The sequence below is a fragment of the Mesorhizobium onobrychidis genome (assembly GCF_024707545.1).
In the GTDB taxonomy this organism is placed as follows: Bacteria; Pseudomonadota; Alphaproteobacteria; order Rhizobiales; family Rhizobiaceae; genus Mesorhizobium; species Mesorhizobium onobrychidis.
In genome coordinates this window covers 4,810,974-4,833,312 of sequence record NZ_CP062229.1, presented here as the reverse complement: position 1 = coordinate 4,833,312, position 22,339 = coordinate 4,810,974, and the positions used below count along the sequence as shown (strand labels likewise).

The 22,339-nt window shown below is 62.5% G+C and carries 22 protein-coding genes; 12 read left to right on the top strand and 10 right to left on the bottom strand.

What is annotated here, in order from left to right:
* Positions 1–362: 362 nt before the first annotated feature.
* Positions 363–581, bottom strand: a complete 219-nt coding sequence (locus IHQ72_RS24080; protein WP_029353452.1) for a DUF2842 domain-containing protein — start codon at positions 579–581, stop codon at positions 363–365.
* 152 nt (positions 582–733) lie between these two features.
* Between IHQ72_RS24080 and IHQ72_RS24075 the strand changes: the two genes are divergently transcribed.
* Entirely contained in the window at positions 734–1,825 is a 1,092-nt protein-coding gene (locus tag IHQ72_RS24075; protein WP_258117712.1) for a COX15/CtaA family protein, read from the top strand.
* On the opposite strand, the gene IHQ72_RS24070 is transcribed toward IHQ72_RS24075, so the two are convergent.
* From IHQ72_RS24070 to speB, 3 genes are read right to left on the bottom strand one after another with little or no spacing between them, the layout of a single operon-like run.
* Entirely contained in the window at positions 1,815–2,654 is an 840-nt protein-coding gene (locus tag IHQ72_RS24070; protein ID WP_258117710.1) for an aminoglycoside phosphotransferase family protein, read from the bottom strand. The two genes, IHQ72_RS24075 and IHQ72_RS24070, sit on opposite strands and share 11 nt — an antisense overlap.
* Positions 2,655–3,587: an N-acetyl-gamma-glutamyl-phosphate reductase gene (gene argC, locus IHQ72_RS24065; protein ID WP_258117708.1), complete on the bottom strand. Its 933-nt coding sequence runs from the start codon at positions 3,585–3,587 to the stop codon at positions 2,655–2,657.
* A gap of 23 nt (positions 3,588–3,610) precedes the next feature.
* Positions 3,611–4,618, bottom strand: a complete 1,008-nt coding sequence (gene speB, locus IHQ72_RS24060; RefSeq protein ID WP_258117707.1) for an agmatinase — start codon at positions 4,616–4,618, stop codon at positions 3,611–3,613.
* A gap of 437 nt (positions 4,619–5,055) precedes the next feature.
* Here speB and IHQ72_RS24055 point away from each other — a divergent pair, with 437 nt between their 5' ends.
* Complete coding sequence (locus tag IHQ72_RS24055) at positions 5,056–6,114, top strand: glycerophosphodiester phosphodiesterase family protein (RefSeq protein WP_258117706.1); 1,059 nt, start codon at positions 5,056–5,058, stop codon at positions 6,112–6,114.
* Between the two features lie 70 nt (positions 6,115–6,184).
* Here IHQ72_RS24055 and IHQ72_RS24050 read toward each other — a convergent pair whose 3' ends face one another.
* A complete protein-coding gene (locus IHQ72_RS24050) occupies positions 6,185–7,057 on the bottom strand; it encodes an aldo/keto reductase family oxidoreductase (RefSeq protein WP_258117705.1) in 873 nt (290 codons plus the stop codon).
* Between the two features lie 95 nt (positions 7,058–7,152).
* Between IHQ72_RS24050 and IHQ72_RS24045 the strand changes: the two genes are divergently transcribed.
* Positions 7,153–8,061: a LysR family transcriptional regulator gene (locus IHQ72_RS24045; protein WP_258117704.1), complete on the top strand. Its 909-nt coding sequence runs from the start codon at positions 7,153–7,155 to the stop codon at positions 8,059–8,061.
* A 79-nt stretch (positions 8,062–8,140) separates the two neighbouring features.
* On the opposite strand, the gene rpsI is transcribed toward IHQ72_RS24045, so the two are convergent.
* The 3 genes from rpsI to IHQ72_RS24030 all read right to left on the bottom strand — a co-directional run bounded on the left by rpsI (position 8,141) and on the right by IHQ72_RS24030 (position 9,785).
* Positions 8,141–8,623 carry a 30S ribosomal protein S9 gene (gene rpsI / locus IHQ72_RS24040; protein WP_023717316.1) on the bottom strand — a complete coding sequence of 161 codons (483 nt, stop codon included), beginning with the start codon at positions 8,621–8,623 and terminating at the stop codon, positions 8,141–8,143.
* 1 nt (position 8,624) lies between these two features.
* Positions 8,625–9,089, bottom strand: a complete 465-nt coding sequence (rplM, locus tag IHQ72_RS24035) for a 50S ribosomal protein L13 (protein WP_023798353.1) — start codon at positions 9,087–9,089, stop codon at positions 8,625–8,627.
* 231 nt (positions 9,090–9,320) lie between these two features.
* The gene (locus IHQ72_RS24030) at positions 9,321–9,785 is read right to left on the bottom strand and encodes a PaaI family thioesterase (protein ID WP_258117699.1); all 465 of its coding nucleotides are present in this window, start codon (positions 9,783–9,785) and stop codon (positions 9,321–9,323) included.
* A gap of 177 nt (positions 9,786–9,962) precedes the next feature.
* On the opposite strand from IHQ72_RS24030, the gene IHQ72_RS24025 reads away from it, so the two are divergent.
* The 5 genes from IHQ72_RS24025 (at position 9,963) to IHQ72_RS24005 (ending at position 13,686) form a co-directional block, all read left to right on the top strand.
* A complete protein-coding gene (locus IHQ72_RS24025) occupies positions 9,963–10,784 on the top strand; it encodes an enoyl-CoA hydratase (RefSeq protein ID WP_258123918.1) in 822 nt (273 codons plus the stop codon).
* A 2-nt stretch (positions 10,785–10,786) separates the two neighbouring features.
* Positions 10,787–11,209, top strand: a complete 423-nt coding sequence (locus IHQ72_RS24020; protein WP_258117697.1) for a VOC family protein — start codon at positions 10,787–10,789, stop codon at positions 11,207–11,209.
* Between the two features lie 155 nt (positions 11,210–11,364).
* On the top strand, positions 11,365–11,886 hold the full coding sequence (locus IHQ72_RS24015) for a CoA-binding protein (protein ID WP_258117695.1): 522 nt from the start codon (positions 11,365–11,367) through the stop codon (positions 11,884–11,886).
* A gap of 147 nt (positions 11,887–12,033) precedes the next feature.
* Positions 12,034–13,314 carry an O-acetylhomoserine aminocarboxypropyltransferase gene (locus IHQ72_RS24010; RefSeq protein ID WP_258117694.1) on the top strand — a complete coding sequence of 427 codons (1,281 nt, stop codon included), beginning with the start codon at positions 12,034–12,036 and terminating at the stop codon, positions 13,312–13,314.
* Positions 13,315–13,335: 21 nt separating this feature from the next.
* A complete protein-coding gene (locus IHQ72_RS24005; RefSeq protein WP_258117693.1) occupies positions 13,336–13,686 on the top strand; it encodes a cupin domain-containing protein in 351 nt (116 codons plus the stop codon).
* Here the strand turns inward: IHQ72_RS24005 and IHQ72_RS24000 are convergent, their stop codons facing one another.
* A complete protein-coding gene (locus tag IHQ72_RS24000; RefSeq protein ID WP_258117692.1) occupies positions 13,687–14,940 on the bottom strand; it encodes a cytochrome P450 in 1,254 nt (417 codons plus the stop codon). It lies immediately after the preceding gene.
* Positions 14,941–15,098: 158 nt separating this feature from the next.
* On the opposite strand from IHQ72_RS24000, the gene IHQ72_RS23995 reads away from it, so the two are divergent.
* A complete protein-coding gene (locus tag IHQ72_RS23995; protein WP_258123917.1) occupies positions 15,099–16,202 on the top strand; it encodes an NAD(P)/FAD-dependent oxidoreductase in 1,104 nt (367 codons plus the stop codon).
* Position 16,203: 1 nt separating this feature from the next.
* On the opposite strand, the gene IHQ72_RS23990 is transcribed toward IHQ72_RS23995, so the two are convergent.
* Positions 16,204–16,794 carry a hypothetical protein gene (locus tag IHQ72_RS23990; RefSeq protein ID WP_258117691.1) on the bottom strand — a complete coding sequence of 197 codons (591 nt, stop codon included), beginning with the start codon at positions 16,792–16,794 and terminating at the stop codon, positions 16,204–16,206.
* Positions 16,795–17,127: 333 nt separating this feature from the next.
* On the opposite strand from IHQ72_RS23990, the gene clpP reads away from it, so the two are divergent.
* The 3 genes from clpP (at position 17,128) to lon (ending at position 22,066) form a co-directional block, all read left to right on the top strand.
* Positions 17,128–17,757: an ATP-dependent Clp endopeptidase proteolytic subunit ClpP gene (clpP, locus tag IHQ72_RS23985; RefSeq protein ID WP_095485814.1), complete on the top strand. Its 630-nt coding sequence runs from the start codon at positions 17,128–17,130 to the stop codon at positions 17,755–17,757.
* A gap of 293 nt (positions 17,758–18,050) precedes the next feature.
* Positions 18,051–19,325, top strand: coding sequence for an ATP-dependent Clp protease ATP-binding subunit ClpX (clpX, locus tag IHQ72_RS23980; protein WP_027155315.1), 1,275 nt, complete (start codon positions 18,051–18,053; stop codon positions 19,323–19,325).
* A 329-nt stretch (positions 19,326–19,654) separates the two neighbouring features.
* On the top strand, positions 19,655–22,066 hold the full coding sequence (gene lon, locus IHQ72_RS23975) for an endopeptidase La (protein WP_258117685.1): 2,412 nt from the start codon (positions 19,655–19,657) through the stop codon (positions 22,064–22,066).
* Positions 22,067–22,339: the final 273 nt, after the last annotated feature.

The window sequence follows — 22,339 nt, the reverse complement described above, 5'->3', positions numbered from 1 at the left end:
TTCAAAAATTCTGCCTTGCTGAACCGCAATTTTGAAACCGGGTGCAAAAAAGCGATCTTCGGTTGATGAACGGAGCCTATGCCAGCCCACCTTCTCGTACGTGCGCCCTAGAGGAGGTCTAACGGGACGGCCAATCAGCGACGTTTTATGCAGCCAGCGGCAAGGGTGCTAGAGCAAGGGCATTGGTGAGCGGCCGGGGTGCGTCGACTCCCGCCGTTGGATGTTTGTCAACTGAACAGCCGCTTCTGGCGCTGCCTGCGCGTTCCGATCGGCGACACGGAAGGCAGAAAACCACCCTGAGCTGCCCTACACGTCGGGTAGAAAGCGTCAGGCTTTCACCATCTAGCGGCGGCGAGCGAGCCTCAGTTCTTCGGCCGCGGGGGCTCCAGGATCAGCCATTTGATGATGCCCATAGCCGGCAGCACCCAGAGCATGCCGCTGAGCAGGAAGAACAGGAAATGCGCCCACGGTCCCGATTCCGCCAGTTGGGCGACCGCCACGATCGATGCGACCAATGCATAGACGATGACCAGCGCCACCAGCAGGAATGTTCCGATCAGCTTCTTCAGGCGAATGGGCATTTCGCGATCCCGTTGATTGCTATCGCTTAGGCCCAACGGAAGAGGCACGCAACCCGCAAGAAGCGGCGCGACGGCGTGCCGCGCTGTCCGGTCTTGCCAGCTGAGTTGCGATGGTTCACCAATCCGCGACTGCAACCTGCCGGGACAAGCCTATGGCTGCCATATCAGCTGCCGCGCCTTTCGTGGCCCGCGACCGCGACCTGCGCAACCGGGCGCTGGTGCGCGGCTGGCTCTACGCCGTGGTTCTTGTGCTGTTCGTACTGGTGCTGGTCGGCGGCGCCACCAGGCTCACCGAGTCCGGCTTGTCGATCACCGAATGGAAGCCGATCCACGGCATCATCCCGCCGCTCAACGACGCAGAATGGCAGGAGGAGTTCCAGCGCTACCAGCAGATCCCGCAATATGCCGAGCTCAACAAGGGCATGAGCATCGAAGCGTTCAAATCGATTTTCTGGTGGGAATGGGTGCACCGGATCCTGGCGCGCGGTGTCGGCTTGGTTTTCGCCGTGCCGCTGGTGTTTTTCTGGGCGACGCGCCGCATAGAACGTGGTCTTGGACCGAAACTATCAGGCATTCTTCTTCTCGGCGGCCTGCAAGGCGCGATCGGCTGGTGGATGGTGGCGTCCGGGCTGGTCGACCGGGTCTCCGTCAGCCAGTACCGGCTGGCAACGCATCTGACGCTGGCCGCGCTGATCTTCACCGCGACCATGGTGGTCGCGCGTGGATTGGCCCCTCATTCCGCGCCCGCCGCCGACCGTTCGACGCAGCGTCTGGCCGGCTTTCTGGTGTTGCTGGCGCTGATCCAGATCTATCTCGGCGGGCTGGTCGCCGGCCTCGATGCCGGCCTGAGCTACAACACCTGGCCGCTGATGGACGGCAAGCTTATCCCCGGCGATCTGTTGATCCTCGAGCCGGCATGGCGCAACTTCTTCGAGAGCCCGAAGACGGTTCAGTTCATCCACCGGCTCGGCGCCTACACGATCTTCGTCGCAGCACTTTGGCACATGATCGCGACGCACCGCCGCCAGCCAGGCACGACGCATGCGCACCGCGCGACGTTGTTGTTTCTGCTGGTGCTGGCGCAGGCCTTGATCGGCATCGGCACGCTGCTGATGCACGTGCCGCTGCACATGGCGCTGATGCATCAGGCATTTGCGCTTGTCCTGCTGGGTTTCGCCGCAGCGCATTGGCGCGGCACCAAGGGCGCTTATCCGCTGCCCAACCAGATCGCCGTCAGAGGCTGAGCCGCACCGTCCTGATCGCCGTGGCAATGGATAATTCGCGGCTTTCCTCGATCGCATTGCCGTCTTCGTGATGCCATGACGCCGACAGGCAGCCATAGGCGATGGCATGATCCAGAATGGCTGGCGGCGTTTGGCCGAGCGTCTTGGCGAAGATCTCGGCGATGTGGGCAATCCGCCGGGGATCACGGCAAAGATCGTCGCGGTCGAGCGGGTTGTAGAACATGTTCGCCGCATCGAAGCCGGGATCGCCGAGAACGCCCTTCGGATCGATCGCCAGCCAGCCGCGCGGCCCCAGCATGATGTTGTCGTGATGCAGGTCGCCATGCAGCGGCAGCACGTCGACAGGATCGGCCAACAGCCGTTCCGCGGTCGCAGCCGCTTCGACGTAGAGGCTCTTTTCGCGAGCGTCGCGATCGATCTTCGCCTTGTTGAACAGACTGGAAAACCGTAGCTGCAGCGGCTGCAGATCCGGTGGGGCAGGGTGGTCAGATGGCGAGAACAGTCTTGCCATCACTTCGGCCGCGATTGCTGTGGCGGCATTGTCTCCCTGCTCCGCGAGAACCTGTGACAGCAAGGTTTCGCCGGCATATTCGAGCAGCATGCAGTGACCGTCGCGGCCGAGCAGCCGCACCGCGCCTTCGCCGCGCCGCCAGGCGAGAAAATGCTCGCCGCGCAACTCGTCTTCGACATCGTCGAAAGGTTTGAGGGCCTTGACGATCGCCGGCGAGCCATCCGCGCGAAAAACCTTCCAGATGCGGCTGCTGAAGGTTTCGGCGATCGGTTCTGGCGCGTTGACCTTCCAGCGTTCTGGAAATGCAGGAGCGTCCATTCAGTGCTCGAGGCCGAGCATCAGATCCATGTTCTGCACGGCAGCACCCGAGGCGCCCTTGCCGAGGTTGTCGTAGACGGCGAGCAGCAGCGCCTGGGCCCTGTCGTCGTTGGCGAAGACATAGAGCTTCATCCGGTTGGTGCCGTTGTAGATTTCGGGATCGATCTCCGGCACGCGCTCAAGTTGCACATAGGGCGCCACCTCGACCACGCCGCCAGCGATAGCGGCGAAATGGTCGGCAATCGCCGCATGGAGCTCGGCGCCGGTCGGCACATAGTCGAGGCCGCCGAGCTGCAGCGGCACCACGGTAATCATGCCTTGCGCGAAATTGCCGACCGCAGGCTGCATGATCGGATCATGCGACAGCTTCGCATAGGTCCTGAGCTCCGGCACATGCTTGTGCTGCAGGGTCAGCCCGTAGGGCAGGAATTCCGACGCATCCTCGCCCTTGGCGACATAGTCCTCGATCATCGGCCGGCCGCCGCCCGAATAGCCCGAAATGCCGTTGACGGTAACTGGAAAGTCCGGCGGCAACAGCCCGGCCGCCACCAGCGGCCTGAGCGTCGCGATCGGGCCTTGCGGCCAGCAGCCCGGATTGGCGACGCGCTTCGCCTTGGCGATTGTCTTCGCCTGATCCTTGTCCATTTCGGCGAAACCATATTCCCAACCTTCGGCCACGCGATGCGCGGTCGAGGCGTCGATGACCTTGGTGGTGTCGTTGGTGATCAGCGAGACGCTTTCTTTCGCGGCTGCGTCCGGCAGGCAGAGGATCGCGACATCAGCGGCGTTGAGGAACTCGGCTCTAGCTGCCGGTTCCTTGCGGCGCTCGGTCGGAATGGAGATGATCTCCAGGTCGCCGCGCTCGGCAAGCAGCGCCCTTATCTGGAGACCAGTGGTGCCGTGCTCGCCGTCGATGAAGATTTTCGGTTTCATTGCCTGCCTTTGATTCCTGATAGCTATATGCCGCTTGCCTGATTCAATGCGGCAACGACGTTATTGCCGCTGTTCAGCTCTTCGAGCCGGGCCTTTCGTTCCGCCAGGAGCCCGAGATAGTGCATGGCCACCGTCGACCCGGCAATTGCCGTTATATCGGCGTGATCATAGGCCGGCGCAACCTCCACGACATCGGCGCCGACGATATCGACCTGATTGATCTGGCGCAGCACCGACAGGATTTTTGCCGAGGACGGCCCGCCGGCGACCGGTGTGCCGGTGCCGGGCGCGAAGGCCGGGTCCAGGCAATCGATGTCGAAGGTGACATAGGCCTTCCTGCCGCCGGTGCGGTCGACGATGGCATAGGCGATATCGGACGCGCGCATTTCCTCGACTTCGTGGCCGTACAGGATCTTGATGCCGAAGGTATCAGGCGCATGGGTGCGGATGCCGATCTGGATCGAACGGTCGGGGTCGATAATCCCCTCCTTGACCGCACGGCCGACGAAGGAGCCGTGATCGATGCGCTTGCCATCGTCCGGCCAGGTGTCCTGGTGGGCGTCGAATTGCACCAGAGCCAGCGGGCCGTGGATGGCGGCATGCGCCTTGAGAAGCGGCCAGGTGATGAAATGGTCGCCGCCGAGCGATAGCAGGAAGGCGCCTGATTTCAGGATCTTTGCCGCCTCGCGCTCGATCGTCCCCGGCGTCTTCTGGTGATTGCCGCTGTCGAGCAGGCAATCGCCATAGTCGACCACGGCAAGCTGTTGGAACAGATCGCGCGAAAACGGATACTGCGGGTCGTTGTCGAGGATGGTCGAGGCGCGGCGAATCGCTTGCGGTCCGAAACGCGCGCCCGGCCGGTTGGTGACGGCGGCGTCGAAGGGGATGCCCCACACCACGGCGTCCGCGCCCTTCACGTCCTTCGTGTATTTGCGCCGCATGAACGACAGCGCGCCGGCATAGGTCGGCTCGAAGGAAGCGCCCGTCCTGGCCCGGGCGGTAAAGGCGTGGTCGATGTTGGTGTTCGGCATGAAGGGTCTCCTGTGCGTCGAGGCGCAACCTTATTGGATATAATTCTCAGAAATGCGACCCCTTCCGAGGCCATGGCCATTCGAGATCGGTCACAAATTCTTGCTTGCCAGGTGAGCCCACATGGCAAGCCCGGAAATTGTCTAGGTAAGCATAAATACAACCGAAAGTAGATGGCGGTCCCCTCATGGGACGGGTGGCGGCCCGGAGCGGACAGATATGGGCGCGCCAAGCCGGCCCACCGACCGCTAGGCGGCAGCATCGATCGCGGCAAGCTGATTGCAGCGACCTGCTGATTACCCCTCATGGTTCGAGATTGCAGAACGGTCGCTTTAGCCGGCATTGCCCTGACCTTCCGGCGTTTGCCAAGCCGGCTTCGTTCACTAGGCTGTCACGTGCGTCGCTTAACCGGGGTCCCATCCGGTACGGAGCGATTCTCATGCGAACGATCTGGTTGAATCTTCTGCTTTCCGCCGCCTTGGCGCTCTTCACAGGCTCGGCATCGGCAGGCGAAACACGCGCCAGACAGATTCTCGACCGTTTCGAACACGCCAACCAGTGGCGCGATCATGTGATGGTGGCGGCACACCGGGCCGGCAGCATGCAGGCCCGCAAGACGCTCTATGCGGAGAACTCGATCGCCGCCGTCGAGGCATCGATCGCGCTTGGTGCCGAAATCGTCGAGGTCGACGTCAGGCGCTCGAAGGACGGCCAGTTCATCGTCATGCATGACAGCTGGCTCGACCGCACGACGAACTGCAAGGGCGAGGTGGTCAAGCGCACGCTAGCCGAACTCAAAACCTGCAGGCTGGTGATCGAAGGCACCGGCGCCGTCACCGATGAGCCGGTTTCGACGCTGCGCGAGATGCTGATGGCGACCAAGGACAGGATTCTCATCAACATCGACAACAAGCTCGATGTCGACAGCCTGGCCGGCATGATCGCGGTCGCGCGCGACCTCGGCATGGCCGAACAGGTGATCGTCAAGGAAAACTTGTGGAACCCGGCCAGGATTACCACTGTCAAGGCCGCCATGGGTGCGATTGGCAGTGGGTTCCAGTTCATGCCGATTATCGCCGACGACGCGGTTCGAGATGCCGGCTTCGCCGAGAAAGTCAGCGGGATCTTTTCGCCGCGCGCGGTCGAGATGATCAACTGGCGGGCCGGCGCGGAGACGTTGACCGACACCGGCGGTCCGCTGTTCAGCCCCCGCATGCGCGCTGCGGCGATTAGGGGCGACTGGCACATCTGGGCCAATACCTACGCCATCGTCAACAAACCGGGCGGCTTCCTTGCCGGCGGTCGCGGCGACGAGTTGGCAGTGCTCGCCAGTCTGCCGCGCGAGACGTACGGCTTCTGGGCCGAGCGCGGCGCCACCATCATCCAGACCGACGAGCCGAAAGCGGCGATCGACTGGCTGGCGGCAAACGGCTACCGCGTGCCATATTCTGATGAGGCGCGACCGGCGGAGCCGGCGAACACCGCGAGCATCAACTAGACGTGGTGGCTGAAGCTGCCGATCTCCCCCACAAGTGGGGAGATTGGCTCGTTGCCGCTTTCGCCAATCCTCATGCAGCCATCGCCACGCCGTTCAGTTCCCTGACGGCATCCTCCGGCAGATCGAGTTCGGCTGCGGCAAGGTTCTCCCTGAGATGGGCGACAGACGAGGTGCCGGGAATGAGCAGGATATTGGGCGCGCGACCGAGCAGCCAGGCGAGCGCGACCTGCATCGGCCTGGCGCCCAGGCGCTGAGCGACGCCGGATAGGGTAGACGACTGCAGCGGGTTGAAGCCGCCGAGCGGAAAGAACGGCACATAGGCGATGCCGTTGCTGCCGAGTTTGTCGATCAAGGCATCGTCGCCCCTGTGCGCCAGATTGTATTGGTTCTGCACGCAGACGATCTTGGCGATCCGTCGCGCCTCTTCGACCTGCGCTGACGTGACATTGCTGAGCCCGATGTGACGCACCAAACCCTGCCGCTGCAGCTCGGCCAGCACAGTGAGCGGCGCCTCGATCGACCCTTCGGCAGGGCCATGCGCGTCGAACATGATCCTGAGGTTGACCACGTCCAGCACGTCGAGCCGGAGATTGCGCAGATTGTCGTGCACCGCCTGGGTCAGCTCCTCGGGAGAGAAGGCGGGGAGCCATGAACCATCGGCGCCGCGCCGGGCGCCGATCTTGGTGACGATGGTGAGGTCGTCGGAATAGGGCGCGAGCGCTTCGCGGATGAGCCGGTTGGTGACGTGTGGGCCGTAGAAGTCACTGGTGTCGATATGGTCGACGCCACGCGCGACGGCTTCGCGCAGCACGGCCAGGGCTGAGTCATGATCCTTAGGCGGGCCGAAAACGCCGGGTCCGGCGAGTTGCATGGCGCCATAGCCGAGCCGCTTCACGGAGCGGTCGCCAAGAGTGAATGTACCTGACTTGTCGATGCTGGGCATGACCTGTCTCCTTCGGATGATGAAGCAGAAATAGCCGCTGTGCGCTGTCCTGATAATCCGCTACAATCCGCACGGGTTGTGCGGGATTGCGAACAGTGAATGTCGAACTTGGTGATCTGAATGCCTTCCTGGCGGTGGCGCGCGCCGGCGGTTTTCGCGAGGGCGCTCGTGCAAGCGGCGGCAGCGCGTCGGGTCTGAGCGAGGCGGTGCGCCGGCTGGAGACTCAACTCGGCGTCCGGCTGTTCAATCGCACGACACGCAGCGTCGCGCTGACCGACGCGGGTGTCGGCTTGCTGGCGCGGCTCGGCCCGGCCCTGAACGAGGTCGAGGCAGCACTTGACGTGGTGAACGGTTTTCGTGACCGGCCGGCAGGTACGCTGCGCCTCAATGTGCCGGTCAGCGCGGCGCGGCTGGTGCTGCCCAGCATCGTCCCGGGGTTTCTCGCTGCCTATCCCGGCATCCGGCTGGAGGTGATCGCCGAGGAGAGCTTTGTCGACGTACTGGCGGCAGGCTGCGATGCCGGGATCCGTTACGACGAGCGACTGGAACAGGACATGATCGCGGTGCCGATCGGACCGCGCCTGCAGCGCTTTGCCACCGCCGCCAGCCCTGCCTACCTTGACCGCCATGGTCGGCCGGAACACCCGCGCGACCTTCTCGGTCACGCCTGCCTGCGCGGCCGCTTCGCCAGTGGTGCGATGCCGCCGTGGGAATTCGAGCGTGCCGGCGAGGTGGTGCGGGTCGATCCGACGGGGCCGCTTCTCGTGACCCTGGGCGGAGCGGCCGATCTCGCCGTCGATGCCGCTATCGCCGGTACCGGCATTGTCAGCCTGTTCGAGGACTGGCTGCGCCCTTACTTTGAGAGCGGTGCGCTCGAACCCGTCCTCGAACCTTGGTGGCAGAGCTTCCCCGGGCCGTTCCTCTATTATCCCGGCCGGCGTCTCGTGCCGGCGCCGCTGCGGGCGTTTATCGACTTCATCAAAGTACCGGCCGATCGGTCTTGAATTTGGGCCAGGTTAGTAATCACCAAAAGAAAAGGCCGCCCGGAGGCGGCCTTTTCGAATGTCTGAAGCTGCGCAGTGCTTAGCGCTTCGAGAACTGGAAGCTGCGGCGGGCCTTCGCCTTGCCGTACTTCTTGCGCTCAACGACGCGGCTGTCGCGGGTCAGGAAGCCGCCCTTTTTGAGCACGGCGCGCAGCGCCGGCTCGTAATAGGTCAGCGCCTTGGAGATGCCGTGACGCACCGCACCGGCCTGGCCGGAAAGGCCGCCGCCGATGACCGTGGCGACGATGTCGTACTGGCCGGCGCGGTTGGCGGCGATGATCGGCTGGTTGAGGATCATCTGCAGGACCGGGCGCGCGAAATATTCGGCGAACACCTTGTCGTTGACGACGATCTTACCGGAGCCGGGCTTCACCCAGACACGCGCGATGGCGTTCTTGCGCTTGCCGGTGGCATAGGCGCGGCCCGACTTGTCGAGCTTCTGGACATGGACGGGTGCCGCCGGCTGCGTGTTGGTGTTGCCGGTGGCAGTTCCGAGTTCTGCGAGCGAGGAAAGCTCAGCCATTTTACGAAACCTTCTTGTTCTTGGCGTTCAGCTTGGCCACGTCGAGCGTGACGGGCTGCTGGGCGACATGCGGATGTTCCGTGCCTGCATAGACGCGGAGATTCTTCATCTGGCGACGGCCGAGCGGGCCACGCGGGATCATGCGTTCGACGGCCTTCTCGACGACACGCTCGGGGAAACGGCCCTCGAGCAGCTGGCGCGCGGTGCGCTCCTTGATGCCGCCGGGGTGGCCGGTGTGCCAGTAATAGACCTTGTCGGTGAATTTCTTGCCGGTGAACACCACCTTGTCGGCATTGATGACGATGACATTGTCGCCGTCGTCGACATGCGGGGTGAAAGTGGGCTTGTGCTTGCCGCGAAGATGATTGGCGATGACAGTGGCGAGACGGCCGACGACGAGACCCTCGGCGTCGATCAGCACCCACTTCTTCACCACATCCGCAGGCTTCTGCGAGAAGGTTGCCATGGATTGTTGCTTTCGGTTCGGACCTTCCCCCATTCACGATCGACAAGGGAAGGCGTTTCTTGTTGCTTGGAATGACGCAGAGCGCTCGCCCGCCGCCAATAACAAAACGGCGGCCTTTGCGGGCCGCTGTTCTGTGAGGGCTTATAGGTGAGGGCGGTTATCGCGTCAAGGCTGGTGAAAACCAACAAGGCAGGCAAAACACAGTAAAAACAAAGGTTTGAGCGAAAGGTATTATTTTACCACATCATCAAACCGCTTCGGCGGGATCGAATAGGTTCCCGTGGCGTGCGCTACCGTGTGTCCGCCCGGTCCGGCGACGATGTCGATTTCGAACACCATCAGGCTCTTGCCCAGCTTCAGGATCCGGCAATGGCCGTCGATCGGTCCGGCCTCGGCTTTGCGGACGAAATTGATGTTGAGATTGGTGGTGACCGAAAGCGCATCCGGCCCGGCATGCGAAAGCACGCAGACATAGCCGCCAATGTCGGCCAGCGTGAACAGCGACGGGCCCGACACGGTTCCGCCGGGGCGCAAATGCCGCTCGTCGGCATTCAGGCGCACCGTGCAGCCGCCCGGAAACACGTCGATCGCCTCGTAGAAGGTGAACTGGTCGTTGAGCTGCGGGTAGACCGTTTCCATCAGCGCATTGACTTGTGCTGCGGTCAGCACCGGCTTGAGATTGTTTTGGGCGGGCATAGGCGGTTCCTATATACGGCGCCGTGGGGGCCGGCGGTCTCAAGGCGAGGCCACTTGGCTAAGGCCGCGCTGCCGAGAAAACACGTCTCAAGGCTGTTCTTCAATCGGCAGCGTGCTAGTTCTTTTGTTCCATGGCCGGCGAATCCGATGCCGCTGGCCAATGAAGAGGTTGGAGACATGGCTGAAATCGTCGCCATCAAGCCGGCTGTTGCCGAAGGTCCTGTTGTGGCGAGGCTGGACAAGGGCGTGCTCCGCCTCACGCTCGCCAATCCGCCGGCCAATGCCCTGTCGCTGGCGGTGATGGCGGCGCTGACGGCGGAGCTCGACCGCGCGAAACCAGACAGATCCGTCCGCGTCATCATCCTGGCGGCGACCGGAAAGGTGTTCTGCGCCGGACACGACCTCAAGGAAATGACCGCGCGCCGCGCCGACGCCGATCGTGGCAAGGCATTCTTCGAGGAGACGTTTTCCGCTTGCGCGGCACTGATGCAGGCGATCGTGCGCCATCCCAGGCCGGTGATCGCCGAGGTCGATGGTCTGGCGACGGCGGCCGGGGCGCAACTGGTGGCGAGCTGCGATCTGGCGATTGCCTCGCACGAGGCGACCTTCTGCACGCCCGGCGTCAACATCGGTCTGTTCTGCTCGACGCCGATGGTGGCGCTGTCGCGCAACGTCTCGCGCAAGCACGCGATGGAGATGCTTTTGACCGGCGAGACGATCGATGCGGCGACCGCCAAGGAATTCGGCCTGGTCAATCGCGTCGTGCCGCGCGAATATCTGAATCAGATTGTCACCAAATACGCGCAAACCATTGCTGCCAAATCGTCTTTGGTCGTGAAGACCGGCAAGGAAGCTTTCTACGCGCAGGCCGAGATGGGGCTGGCCGAGGCCTATGCCTACACTGGCCGGGTCATGGTCGACAACATGCTGGCGCGCGACGCGGAAGAGGGCATCGGCGCCTTCATCGGTAAGCGCAAGCCGGAATGGACGGACGAATAGATATGGAACCCCGCATCTCCATCATCACCATCGCCGTCGACGATCTCGAGCGCGCCACGCGCTTCTACGAGGCGATGGGCCTGACCCGCCATGCCGGGATCACCGACGGCGTCGCCTTCTTCCAGATGGGCTGCGTCATTCTCGGGCTGTTTCCGCGCGAAAGCGCCGAAGCGGATTCAGGCATCACCTTCGGCACGGCGCCGTCGGCGATTTACCTCGCCTACAACACCCGCTCCGACACGGAAGTCGATCACGTGCTTGCGATGGCCGAGAAGGCCGGCGGTCGTATCGTCAAGCCGGCCGGCCGCGCCTTCTGGGGCGGCTGGTACGGTTATTTCGCCGACACGGAAGGGCATGTCTGGGAAGTGGCGCACAATCCGGCTTTTCCGATCGCGGAAGACGGCAGCATCTCGCTGCCGGGCTGATACCACTGCCATATGGCATATCGCAAGCAACTGACGTGACTGAAGGCGCCCTATCTCAAGCGCATCCTGATCGAGCCAGCGCGGGTCGCAGATTGGCGCAGTTTCTGCAACGACCCGGATGGTTTTCTCGCCGAAGCTCTGTATGAGGACGAGGCATGAACCACGACGCCTACGACAATGCCTATATCGCCGGCATTCTCAATTCGGTGAAGACCATCGCCATGGTCGGCGCGTCCGCCAACGATGTGCGGCCGAGCTACTTCGTGCTGAAATACCTGCTGGGCAAGGGGTTTTCGGTATTCCCGATCAACCCCGGCCAGGCCGGCAAGGAAATCCTTGGCCGGATGACCTATGCCAGGCTCGCCGATGTTCCCGAGCCGATCGACATGGTCGACGTGTTTCGCGGCTCCGCGGCAGTGCCGGGCGTCGTCGACGAGGTCTTGCGACTCGATCCGTTGCCGAAAGTCATCTGGATGCAGCTTGGCGTACGCCACGACGAGGCGGCGGCGCGCGCCGAGGCCGCCGGCATCAAGGTGGTGATGAACCGCTGCCCCAAGATCGAGTATGGCAAGCTGTCGGGCGAAATCGGCTGGACCGGCGTCAACTCAGGCGTGCTGTCGTCGAAGAAGCCGCTGATGCGGCCGGGATTCCAGAGTTTTGGCGTCCGCCAGAAGTAGGCCAAAGAAATATTCCGCCAATCGGAACATTTTCTCGTGCCTCGATCACAGAACGTGCATCGAAGGGCATTTTCTCCTTTGCATTCGCGACCGGGCTTGGCCAAGAATGCCCGGCGTTTTTCAGACGGTTCAAAAGGGAGGTATTCGATGACCCGCACGCCCGGTTTCAACACGCTCGCCGTCCATGCGGGTGCCAAGCCCGATCCGGCGACCGGCGCGCGTGCCACGCCGATCTACCAGACGACTTCCTTTGTCTTCGATGACGCCGATCATGCTGCCTCGCTGTTCGGGCTAAAAGCCTTCGGCAACATCTATACCCGGATCATGAACCCGACGCAGGCGGTGCTGGAAGAGCGTATCGCGGCGCTCGAAGGCGGCACGGCGGGGCTGGCGGTGGCGTCGGGCCATGCCGCGCAGGTGCTCGTCTTCCATAATCTGATGCAGCCCGGCGACAATTTCGTCGCGGCGACAAGGCTTTACGGCGGCTCGATCAACCAGTTCGGCCACGCCTTCAAGAATTTCGGCTGGCAGGTACGCTGGGCCGACACCAATGACATCTCGACCTTCGAAAGCCAGATCGACGAAAAGACCAAGGCGATCTTCATCGAGAGCCTAGCCAATCCGGGCGGCGTCTTCGTCGACATCGAGAAGATCGGCGACATCGCCCGGAAACACGGCCTGCCGCTGATCGTCGACAACACGCTGGCCTCGCCCTATCTGGTGCGCCCGATCGAGCATGGCGCCGACATTGTCGTGCATTCGCTGACCAAGTTCATCGGCGGCCATGGCAATTCGATCGGCGGCGCCATTGTCGACGGCGGTACCTTCGACTGGTCGAAATCCGGCAAATATCCGATGCTGTCGGAGCCGCGCCCCGAATATGGCGGCCTCGTCCTGCACGAGACCTTCGGCAATTTCGCTTTCGCCATTGCCGCGCGCGTGCTTGGCCTGCGCGACATGGGCCCGGCGATCTCGCCCTTCAATGCATTCCTGATTCTGACCGGGCTGGAAACCCTGCCGCTCAGGATGCAGCGCCATTGCGATAATGCGGTCACCGTCGCCGGCTGGCTGTCCAACCACCCAAAGATCGTCTGGGTGTCCTATCCCGGCCTGCCCAGCGACAACAACAACGCGCTGCAGAAAAAATATTCGCCGCTTGGCGCCGGTGCGGTGTTCACCTTCGGCCTGAAGGGCGGCTATGCGGCGGGCATCAAATTCGTCGAGGCGCTCGAACTGTTCTCGCACCTTGCCAATGTCGGCGACACCAAGTCGCTGGTCATCCATCCGGCATCAACCACGCACCGGCAACTGTCCGACGAACAGAAGGTCGCCGCCGGCGCTGGGCCGGATACGGTCAGGCTCTCGGTCGGCATCGAGGATGTCAACGACATCGTCGCCGATCTGGAACAGGCTCTCGCCAAGGTTTGATCCCCGATGGAAGGAGTTTCCATGACCGCGCCGAAATTTCTCTCCGTCGATATTGAAAGCGTCGAGCCGGAACCTGGCGCGCCGGCGCTGGATCGGCTGATTTCAGGCGATCCAAAGTTCCGCACCTGGAATGTCGAGGAACGCGACGGCGGGCTCTATGCCGGCATCTGGGAGGCGACGCCGGGCAAATGGCGCATCGAGTATGACGAGTGGGAGTTCTGCCACATCCTGTCGGGCGTCTCGGTGATATCAGAGGACGCCGGCGAGGCGCGCACCGTCAGGGCCGGCGACAGTTTCGTGCTCAGGCCGGGGTTTAAGGGCAGCTGGGAAGTGCTTGAAACGACTCGCAAGGAGTATGTGATCAAGCTTTGATCATTGTCCGGTGTGCACGGCGAGCGTTTCCAGCCCGTGGAAATGATAGGTATCGCGGAAGCGCGGCTGTTCGGCCAGATGGAGCTGGGGTAGGCGCTCGAACAAGGTTTTCAGCGACACCTGCAATTCGAGCCGGGCGAGCGGCGCGCCGATGCAGAAATGAATGCCGGCGCCGAACGAGACGTTCTTCTGGTCCGCACGATCGGGCCGAAAGGCGAGGGGCTCGGCAAACGCTGCCGGGTCGTGGTTGGCCATGCCGAGCAGCAGGCCGATCGTCTCGCCCGGCCGCACGATGACACCGGAGCCGACTTCGATCTCTTCATAGGCATAACGCGTAAACATGTGCAGCGGCGCGTCGAAGCGCAGGCATTCCTCGACTGTGGCGGCTGTCGTTTGAGGCGAGGGGAAGAAGCGGCGCGGGTCGCCGCCTTGCGCGAGGATCGCGCGAACCGCATTGCCGGTCTGATGGACGGTTGCCTCGTGGCCGGCATTGAGCAGCAGGATAGCCGAGGACACTAGTTCAACCTCCGAGAGTTTTTGGTTGTCCTCCTGCGCCGAGATCAGCAGCGACAATAGATCGTCGCCGGGGTTTTTGCGCCGCTCGGCAACATAGCCGCGCAGGAACCCCGAAAAGTCGCGCGCGGCGCGATTGGCTGTCTCTTCCGTTTCGCGTGTGCGGCCATGCATGTACATGGCAACCATCTGATGCGACCAGTCGAGCAGTTGCGGCCCCATCTCGACCGGCACGCCGAGCATTTCGGCAATGATGGTGATCGGCAAAGGCGATGCGAAAGCCGGCAGCAGGTCGACCTGGTCCGCTTCGAAACGGTCGATCAGCTCGTTGGCCAGCGCCTCGACGCGCGGACGCAGCCGCTCGACCTGGCGCGAGACGAAGGCGCGGTTGACCAGCGTTCTGAGCCTGGTGTGAACGGGCGGTTCCAGCTCCAGCATCGAATTGGCCTCGATTCCGTCGAAGGCGTTGAGATGCGTGCGATCCCGGCCGATGCCGCTTCTGTCCGGGATGCCGGCCGGGTTCTGGCGGCCGAAGCGGCGGTCGCGCAGCAGCCGGCTAACGTCGTCGAAGCCGCCGAAGCACCAGAAGCCGAACTCTTCCCAGAAGAAGACATTCGATGCGCCATGCATGAAGGCATAGGCCTCATAGGGGTTCTGGAAGAAAGCCGGCACGTGCGGGTCCAGTCGCACATGGCGGGTCGAGGAATCGAAGGCAAGATAGGTCAGCATCAATTTGGTCATGCCAGACAATTAACGCGGCTTGCCAGCTTGATGCCAGACCGTATGTTGGCGCCCGGCAATCTGATGCGTGTCGCCCAAAAGTGTGAATCGGTTTTGGGACAACGACATGCACAAAAGCGCGTTGAGCCAGCCGAAGCGGCTGCGGAAAGACTGACTTGATGAATGTGATCGTGGTTGGCGCAGGCATTGCAGGGCTTTCGACGGCCTGGTCGCTGGTCAAGGCAGGGCACCGGGTCTCGATCGTCGAGCAGGGGTCGATTCCCAATCCGCTTGCTGCCTCAGGCGACCATCACCGCATCATCCGCCGCGCCTATGGTGCAGCGGCGGGCTATGGCCGGCTGATCACCGAGGCCTATGAGGCCTGGGACGAGATGTGGGCCGATCTCGGCGAAAACCATCTCGACCGGCGCGGCTTCATCTGCATTTCGCGGGAGCCGGGAGACGAAGCCGAGGAATACCGCGAGGGCATGGAAGCCGGAAACTATCCATTCGAACTGTTCGAGCCGGACGCCGCGGCTAGACGCTGGCTGTTCCTGGAGCCCGGCTCTTTCCGCTACGCGTATTTTTCACCGGATGGCGGTGCGCTGCATTGCCGCAGGATCGCCGCCGGTCTCGCCAAATGGCTGCGGGCTAACGGCGCCAATGTCTACGAGAACAGCAAGGTGACGGAAGTCGACGCCGAGGCCGGCCGCATCGTGCTTGAAAGCGGCGAGACGATGCAGGCCGACCGCATCGTCGTCACCGCCGGCGCCTGGGTGCTGAAACTGTTTCCGGAACTGGACGGCGAACTGAAGACCTGGCGCACCGCGCTCGCCTATGTCGAACCGCCGGCGGATCTGAAAGCGGCATGGCAGGCAGCCCCGGTCATCCTCGATGTCGGCGGCGCCGTCGACGGCCACGTGATCCCGCCGTCCGGCGGCGCCGGCATGAAATTCGGCTCAGGGCTGCACAGGGTGCCGACCAGCGACGCCGACTGGAACCGCCAGCCGGTGGCGGGCGAGGGCGAGGCGATCCGCGACCTGTTTTCGCCGCCGATCGCCCGCATCGAGGAGTATCGGGTGACCGAGGTCGTCACCTGCGCCTACACCTTCACCGCCGACGAGAAGTTCCTGGCCCACCAGAAAGGCAAGTGCCTGATCGTCTCGGCCTGCTCCGGCCACGGCTACAAATTCGGCGCAGCGGTCGGCCGGCGTGTTGCAGCTTCCATCGGCGATGGCGATGTCGACGGTCTAAAGAAATGGCTGCGGGCCGAGGTGGCCTGACCTAATACCGGCAGTGCCGTGGAACATGCACACGCCGCCAGCCTGACGAGCCTTCCCTGACCACCACGCGTCGCGCCACTGTCTGGTAGGAGGCGGGAACCTCGATGATGCCTCGCTGCTCCGGCTGCACCAAAACCTCTTCGGCCACGCTCTCATACTCGGCGGGGATGACGACGCGCCGTCGGCGCTCCGGCTGCACCACCACGGTCTCGGCCACGCGTTCATAGCGCGCCTTGTGCCTGATCTTGCACAGCACCTGGCGGCCATGGATGACGCGCCATTCCCAGGAGTAGCCGCCGTCATTGACCTTCACCGTTCGGTAGATGGTGCGGGTGATGGCAGGCACGATCTCGTAGCTGACACGCTGGGGCGCGATCTGCACCACCCGCTCGCGCGTCCCGTAGATCGCGGGAACATACTCCACCTGCTGGCCGGCCGGGCTGACGAGCAAATTTTCGTAGACTGTTTCGTAGACGGCCGGCGTGTTGACCTGTTCGTAGCATTCGACGGCGCGTCCGCCGGCAGCCGTTTCGGACACCATGCCGAGAACGGCAAGGCTGGCGATGGCGGAGGAAGCAGTTTTCCTGATCATGGCACTCCCCCTGTTGAACCTTCAATTCAAGCTCAACGTTGAATTGTAGGGGAAGCCGTATCGCGGGAAAGCAGTTTCGAGATATTTCGTAAGCGACGCGGTTAAGAAACTGCTACCCAGCCGTGCTGCTTCAACAGCAGCAGAGGGCTGCCGACATAGCCTCGGGCGAATCCTGTGCAGAAACCTTGATTCGACTTAACCGGATGGCTAGGAGGGGCGGCCTTGCGCTAGGGTGAGCCGACATCCTATTTACAGGACAACGATCCAGAACCGATTCTGCCCGACTTGCTAATCTCCCGGCGCCGGAATCCCACCTTTGAAAAGGGATAGTCCATGAAGAACCCCGTCGAAACCTACATGAACCTCGTTCCGATGGTGGTCGAACAGACCAATCGCGGCGAGCGGGCCTACGACATTTTCTCGCGGCTGCTGAAAGAGCGCATCATTTTCATCACCGGCCCGGTCGAGGACGGCATGGCGACGCTGGTCTGCGCGCAGCTCCTGTTCCTCGAGGCGGAGAATCCGAAGAAGGAAATCAACCTCTACATCAATTCGCCCGGCGGCGTCGTCACCTCGGGCATGGCGATCTACGACACCATGCAGTTCATCAAGCCGGCTGTGGCGACGCTGTGCATCGGCCAGGCGGCCTCGATGGGCTCGCTGCTCTTGACCGCAGGCGAGAAGGGCATGCGCTTCGCCACGCCGAACGCCCGCATCATGGTCCACCAGCCTTCCGGTGGCTTCCAGGGCCAGGCTTCCGACATCGAGCGCCACGCCCAGGACATCATCAAGCTGAAGCGTCGTCTCAACGAGGTCTATGTCAAGCACACCGGCAAGAGCTACGACGAGATCGAGAAGACGCTCGACCGCGACCACTTCATGACCGCTGACGAGGCGAAGGATTTCGGTCTCATCGACAAGGTCATTTCGTCGCGCGAGCCGGCTGAGGTTGCCGCCGCATAAGCCCGTGGCAGTTGGATGGTGGGAAAACACGCTTTTGATGCCGCTTGCGGCATTTCGGCCACAATTGGCTGTTCCCTCGACGGGAGCAATTGCCTACGTTAAGCCTATGTTGATTTTCGACGGCTTAGCTTTGTGCGGGGTTGGTGCGAATCATTGCGACGTTTTCTGATATGTGTTTCGTATGGAATGCGTTGCGGGAGCCGGAATACTGGCGGCGGCGATTTCCCGCGATAGATTGAGATATGCGCCCTTTCAACCAGACCATCGGCGGGCGGCTATGAAAGGACATGAAAATGAGCAAGGTCGGCAACAGCGGCGGTGATTCCAAGAACACGCTTTATTGCTCGTTTTGCGGCAAAAGCCAGCACGAAGTCCGCAAGCTAATCGCCGGCCCGACGGTGTTCATCTGCGACGAATGCGTCGAGCTCTGCATGGACATCATCCGCGAGGAGAACAAGACCTCGATGGTGAAGTCTCGCGAGGGCGTGCCGACCCCGCAGGAGATCCTCAAGGTTCTCGACGACTACGTCATCGGCCAGCCCTACGCCAAGCGCGTGCTGTCGGTGGCCGTCCACAACCATTACAAGCGCCTCGCGCATGCCGGCAAGAACAACGACGTCGAGCTGGCGAAGTCCAACATTTTGCTGATCGGCCCGACCGGTTGCGGCAAGACGCTGCTTGCGCAGACGCTGGCCCGCATCATCGATGTGCCGTTCACCATGGCCGACGCGACGACACTGACCGAGGCGGGCTATGTCGGCGAGGATGTCGAGAACATCATCCTGAAGCTGTTGCAGTCGGCCGACTACAATGTCGAGCGCGCCCAGCGCGGTATCGTCTACATCGACGAGATCGACAAGATCTCGCGCAAGTCGGACAATCCTTCGATCACCCGCGACGTGTCGGGCGAAGGCGTGCAGCAGGCGCTGTTGAAGATCATGGAAGGCACGGTCGCCTCCGTGCCGCCGCAGGGCGGCAGGAAACATCCGCAGCAGGAATTCCTGCAGGTCGACACCGCCAACATCCTGTTCATCTGCGGCGGCGCCTTCGCCGGCCTCGACAAGATCATCTCGGATCGCGGCCGCAAGACCTCGATCGGCTTCGGCGCCACCGTCGCTTCGCCCGAGGATCGCCGCACCGGCGATGTTTTCCGCCTGGTCGAGCCCGAGGATCTGTTGAAGTTCGGCCTCATTCCCGAGTTCGTCGGCCGTCTGCCGGTCCTGGCGACGCTGGAGGACCTCGACGAGCCGGCGCTGATCCAGATCCTGACCGAGCCGAAGAACGCGCTGGTCAAGCAGTATCAGCGGCTGTTCGAGATGGAGAATGTCGACCTGACCTTCCACGAGAATGCGCTGTCGGCGATCGCCAAGCGCGCCATCGAGCGCAAGACCGGCGCGCGCGGCCTGCGCTCGATCATGGAAGCGATCCTGCTCGACACGATGTTCGAGCTGCCGGCGCTGGAAGGCGTGCGCGAAGTGGTTATTTCGGAAGAGGTGGTGTCCGGCAACGCCAGGCCGCTCTACATCTATTCCGAGCAGAAGGAAAAGAAGGGCAACGTCAGCGCCTGACGTGAGCCTCTGCAGTGGAATTCTTCAAACGGCGCCGTGAGGCGCCGTTTTGTTTTGCGGAGGGCCGACTTGTGATGAACGGATTGTGACAGATTGGATGAACGGATTGTGACAGATTGGATGAACGGATTGTGACAGATTGGATGAACGGTTTCGTGTTGACCCTTGATCTTTGCCCCCCGTGCCTCCAACTAACTGAGGAAGGCCGGGGTGCCGAATTCTGTGCTGTAAAACTCCCGTCACAAACGGTGGTAGGCGGAACGATCCTCGGTCGTTAATATGAGATTCGCGGTTGGCCGATTGGCGGTCGCGACATGAAAGGTTGGACAATGGCCAAAGTATCCAAGGCTCCCAGCGACGGCGTCTTCGCAGTCCTCCCACTGCGCGACATCGTGGTGTTCCCGCACATGATCGTTCCGCTCTTTGTCGGGCGTGAAAAGTCGATCAAGGCGCTGGAGGAGGTGATGGGTCAGGAAAAGCAGATCCTGCTTGCGACCCAGATGAATGCCGCCGATGACGATCCCGAGTCTGATGCGATCTTCGACATCGGCACGCTCGCCAATGTGCTGCAGTTGCTGAAGCTGCCGGACGGCACCGTGAAGGTGCTGGTCGAAGGCGCCTCGCGCGCGAAAATCGTTTCGTTCACCGACCGTCCCGACTTCCACGAGGCCCACGCCGCGGCGCTGGTCGAACCGGATGAGGAAGAGGTCGAGGTCGAGGCGCTGGCCCGTTCCGTCGTCACCGACTTCGAGAACTACGTCAAGCTTAACAAGAAGATCTCGCCCGAAGTGGTTGGTGCCGCCAGCCAGATCGACGACTATTCCAAGCTCGCCGACACGGTTGCCTCGCATCTTGCCATCAAGATCCCCGAGAAGCAGGAGATGCTGGCCACGCTTTCGGTCAAGGAGCGGCTGGAAAAGGCGATGGGCTTCATGGAAGCCGAAATCTCCGTCCTGCAGGTCGAGAAGCGCATCCGCTCACGCGTCAAGCGCCAGATGGAGAAGACGCAGCGCGAATACTACCTCAACGAGCAGATGAAGGCGATCCAGAAGGAGCTCGGCGAAGGCGAGGACGGCCGCGACGAGGCCGCCGAGATCGAGGCGCGCATCAAGAAGACCAAGCTCTCCAAGGAGGCCCGCGAAAAGGCGGAAGCCGAGCTGAAGAAGCTGCGGACGATGTCGCCGATGTCGGCTGAATCGACCGTCGTGCGCAACTATCTCGACTGGATCCTGTCGATACCGTGGGGCAAGAACTCCAAGGTCAAGCAGGATTTGGCCTTCGCGCAGAACGTGCTCGACACCGACCATTTCGGCCTCGACAAGGTCAAGGACCGCATCGTCGAATACCTCGCCGTGCAGAGCCGCCAGAAGAAGCTGAAGGGGCCGATCCTGTGCCTCGTCGGACCTCCCGGCGTCGGCAAGACCTCGCTCGGCAAGTCGATCGCCAAGGCGACCGGCCGCGAGTTTATCCGCATGGCGCTGGGCGGCGTGCGCGACGAGGCCGAAATCCGCGGTCACCGGCGCACCTATATCGGCTCGATGCCCGGCAAAGTCATCCAGTCGATGAAGAAGGCGAAGAAGTCCAACCCGCTCTTCCTGCTCGACGAGATCGACAAGATGGGCCAGGATTTCCGCGGCGACCCGTCCTCGGCCTTGCTTGAGGTGCTGGATCCCGAGCAGAACTCGACCTTCATGGACCACTACCTCGAAGTCGAATACGACCTGTCGAGCGTGATGTTCGTGACGACGGCGAACACGCTGAACATCCCTGCGCCCTTGATGGACCGCATGGAAATCATCCGTATCGCCGGCTACACCGAGGACGAGAAGATCGAGATCGCCAAGCGCCACCTGATGCCCAAGGTGATCCGCGATCATGCGCTGCAGCCGAAGGAGTTCTCCGTCGGCGAGGACGCGATCCGCGGCATCATCCAGACCTACACCCGTGAAGCGGGCGTCAGGAGCCTGGAGCGCGAGCTGATGAAGCTCGGCCGCAAGGCGGTGACCGAGATCCTGAAGACGAAGAAGAAGACGGTCGACATCACGGCGGACAATCTCGCCGATTACCTCGGTGTTCCGCGCTTCCGCTTCGGTCAGGTCGAGGCCGACGATCAGGTCGGCGTCGTCACCGGGCTCGCCTGGACGGAAGTCGGTGGCGAGCTGCTGACGATCGAAGGCGTCATGATGCCCGGCAAGGGCCGCATGACGGTGACCGGCAATCTGCGCGACGTGATGAAGGAATCGATCTCGGCGGCGGCCTCCTACGTCCGCTCGCGGGCTATCGATTTCGGCGTCGAGCCGCCGCTGTTCGACAAGCGCGACATCCACGTCCACGTGCCCGAAGGCGCAACGCCCAAGGACGGACCGTCGGCGGGTGTGGCGATGGCGACCGCGATCGTCTCGGTGCTGACCGGCATCCCGGTCAGGGCGGACGTGGCGATGACCGGCGAGATCACGCTGCGCGGCAGGGTGCTGCCGATCGGCGGGCTCAAGGAGAAGCTGCTTGCAGCACTGCGCGGCGGCATCAAGAAGGTACTGATCCCGGAAGACAACGCCAAGGATCTGGCGGAGATTCCGGACAACGTGAAGAACGGTATGGAGATCGTTCCGGTCGGCCGGGTCGGTGAAGTCTTGCGCCATGCGCTGGTGCGTATGCCGGAGCCGATCGATTGGGTTGAACCGGTCAATGCGCCGGCTGCGGTGGATGCCGGAGACGACGCCAGCAAGTCACTTGCCCATTAGAGCGCCGCGCGTCCAATTGGACGCGCAAAGGACGCTCTAACGCTACTGAGTCTATGCATGATCCCCAGCGAAAACCGAAACCGGTTTTCGGACTCGTGCATTAGCATCCGCTAAGGTTGCAATGCACAAGAGAGAGCCGGGCCTAGCGCCCGGCCTTTTCATGTGAAAAACCCCGGAATTCCGGGGTTTTTTCGACCCTGTTGACGCTTTTCGACTTGGTTGCGGAAGCGCTTCTTTCTAAAGTCCGTTTCCTGCCGGACGAGTCGTACGTTC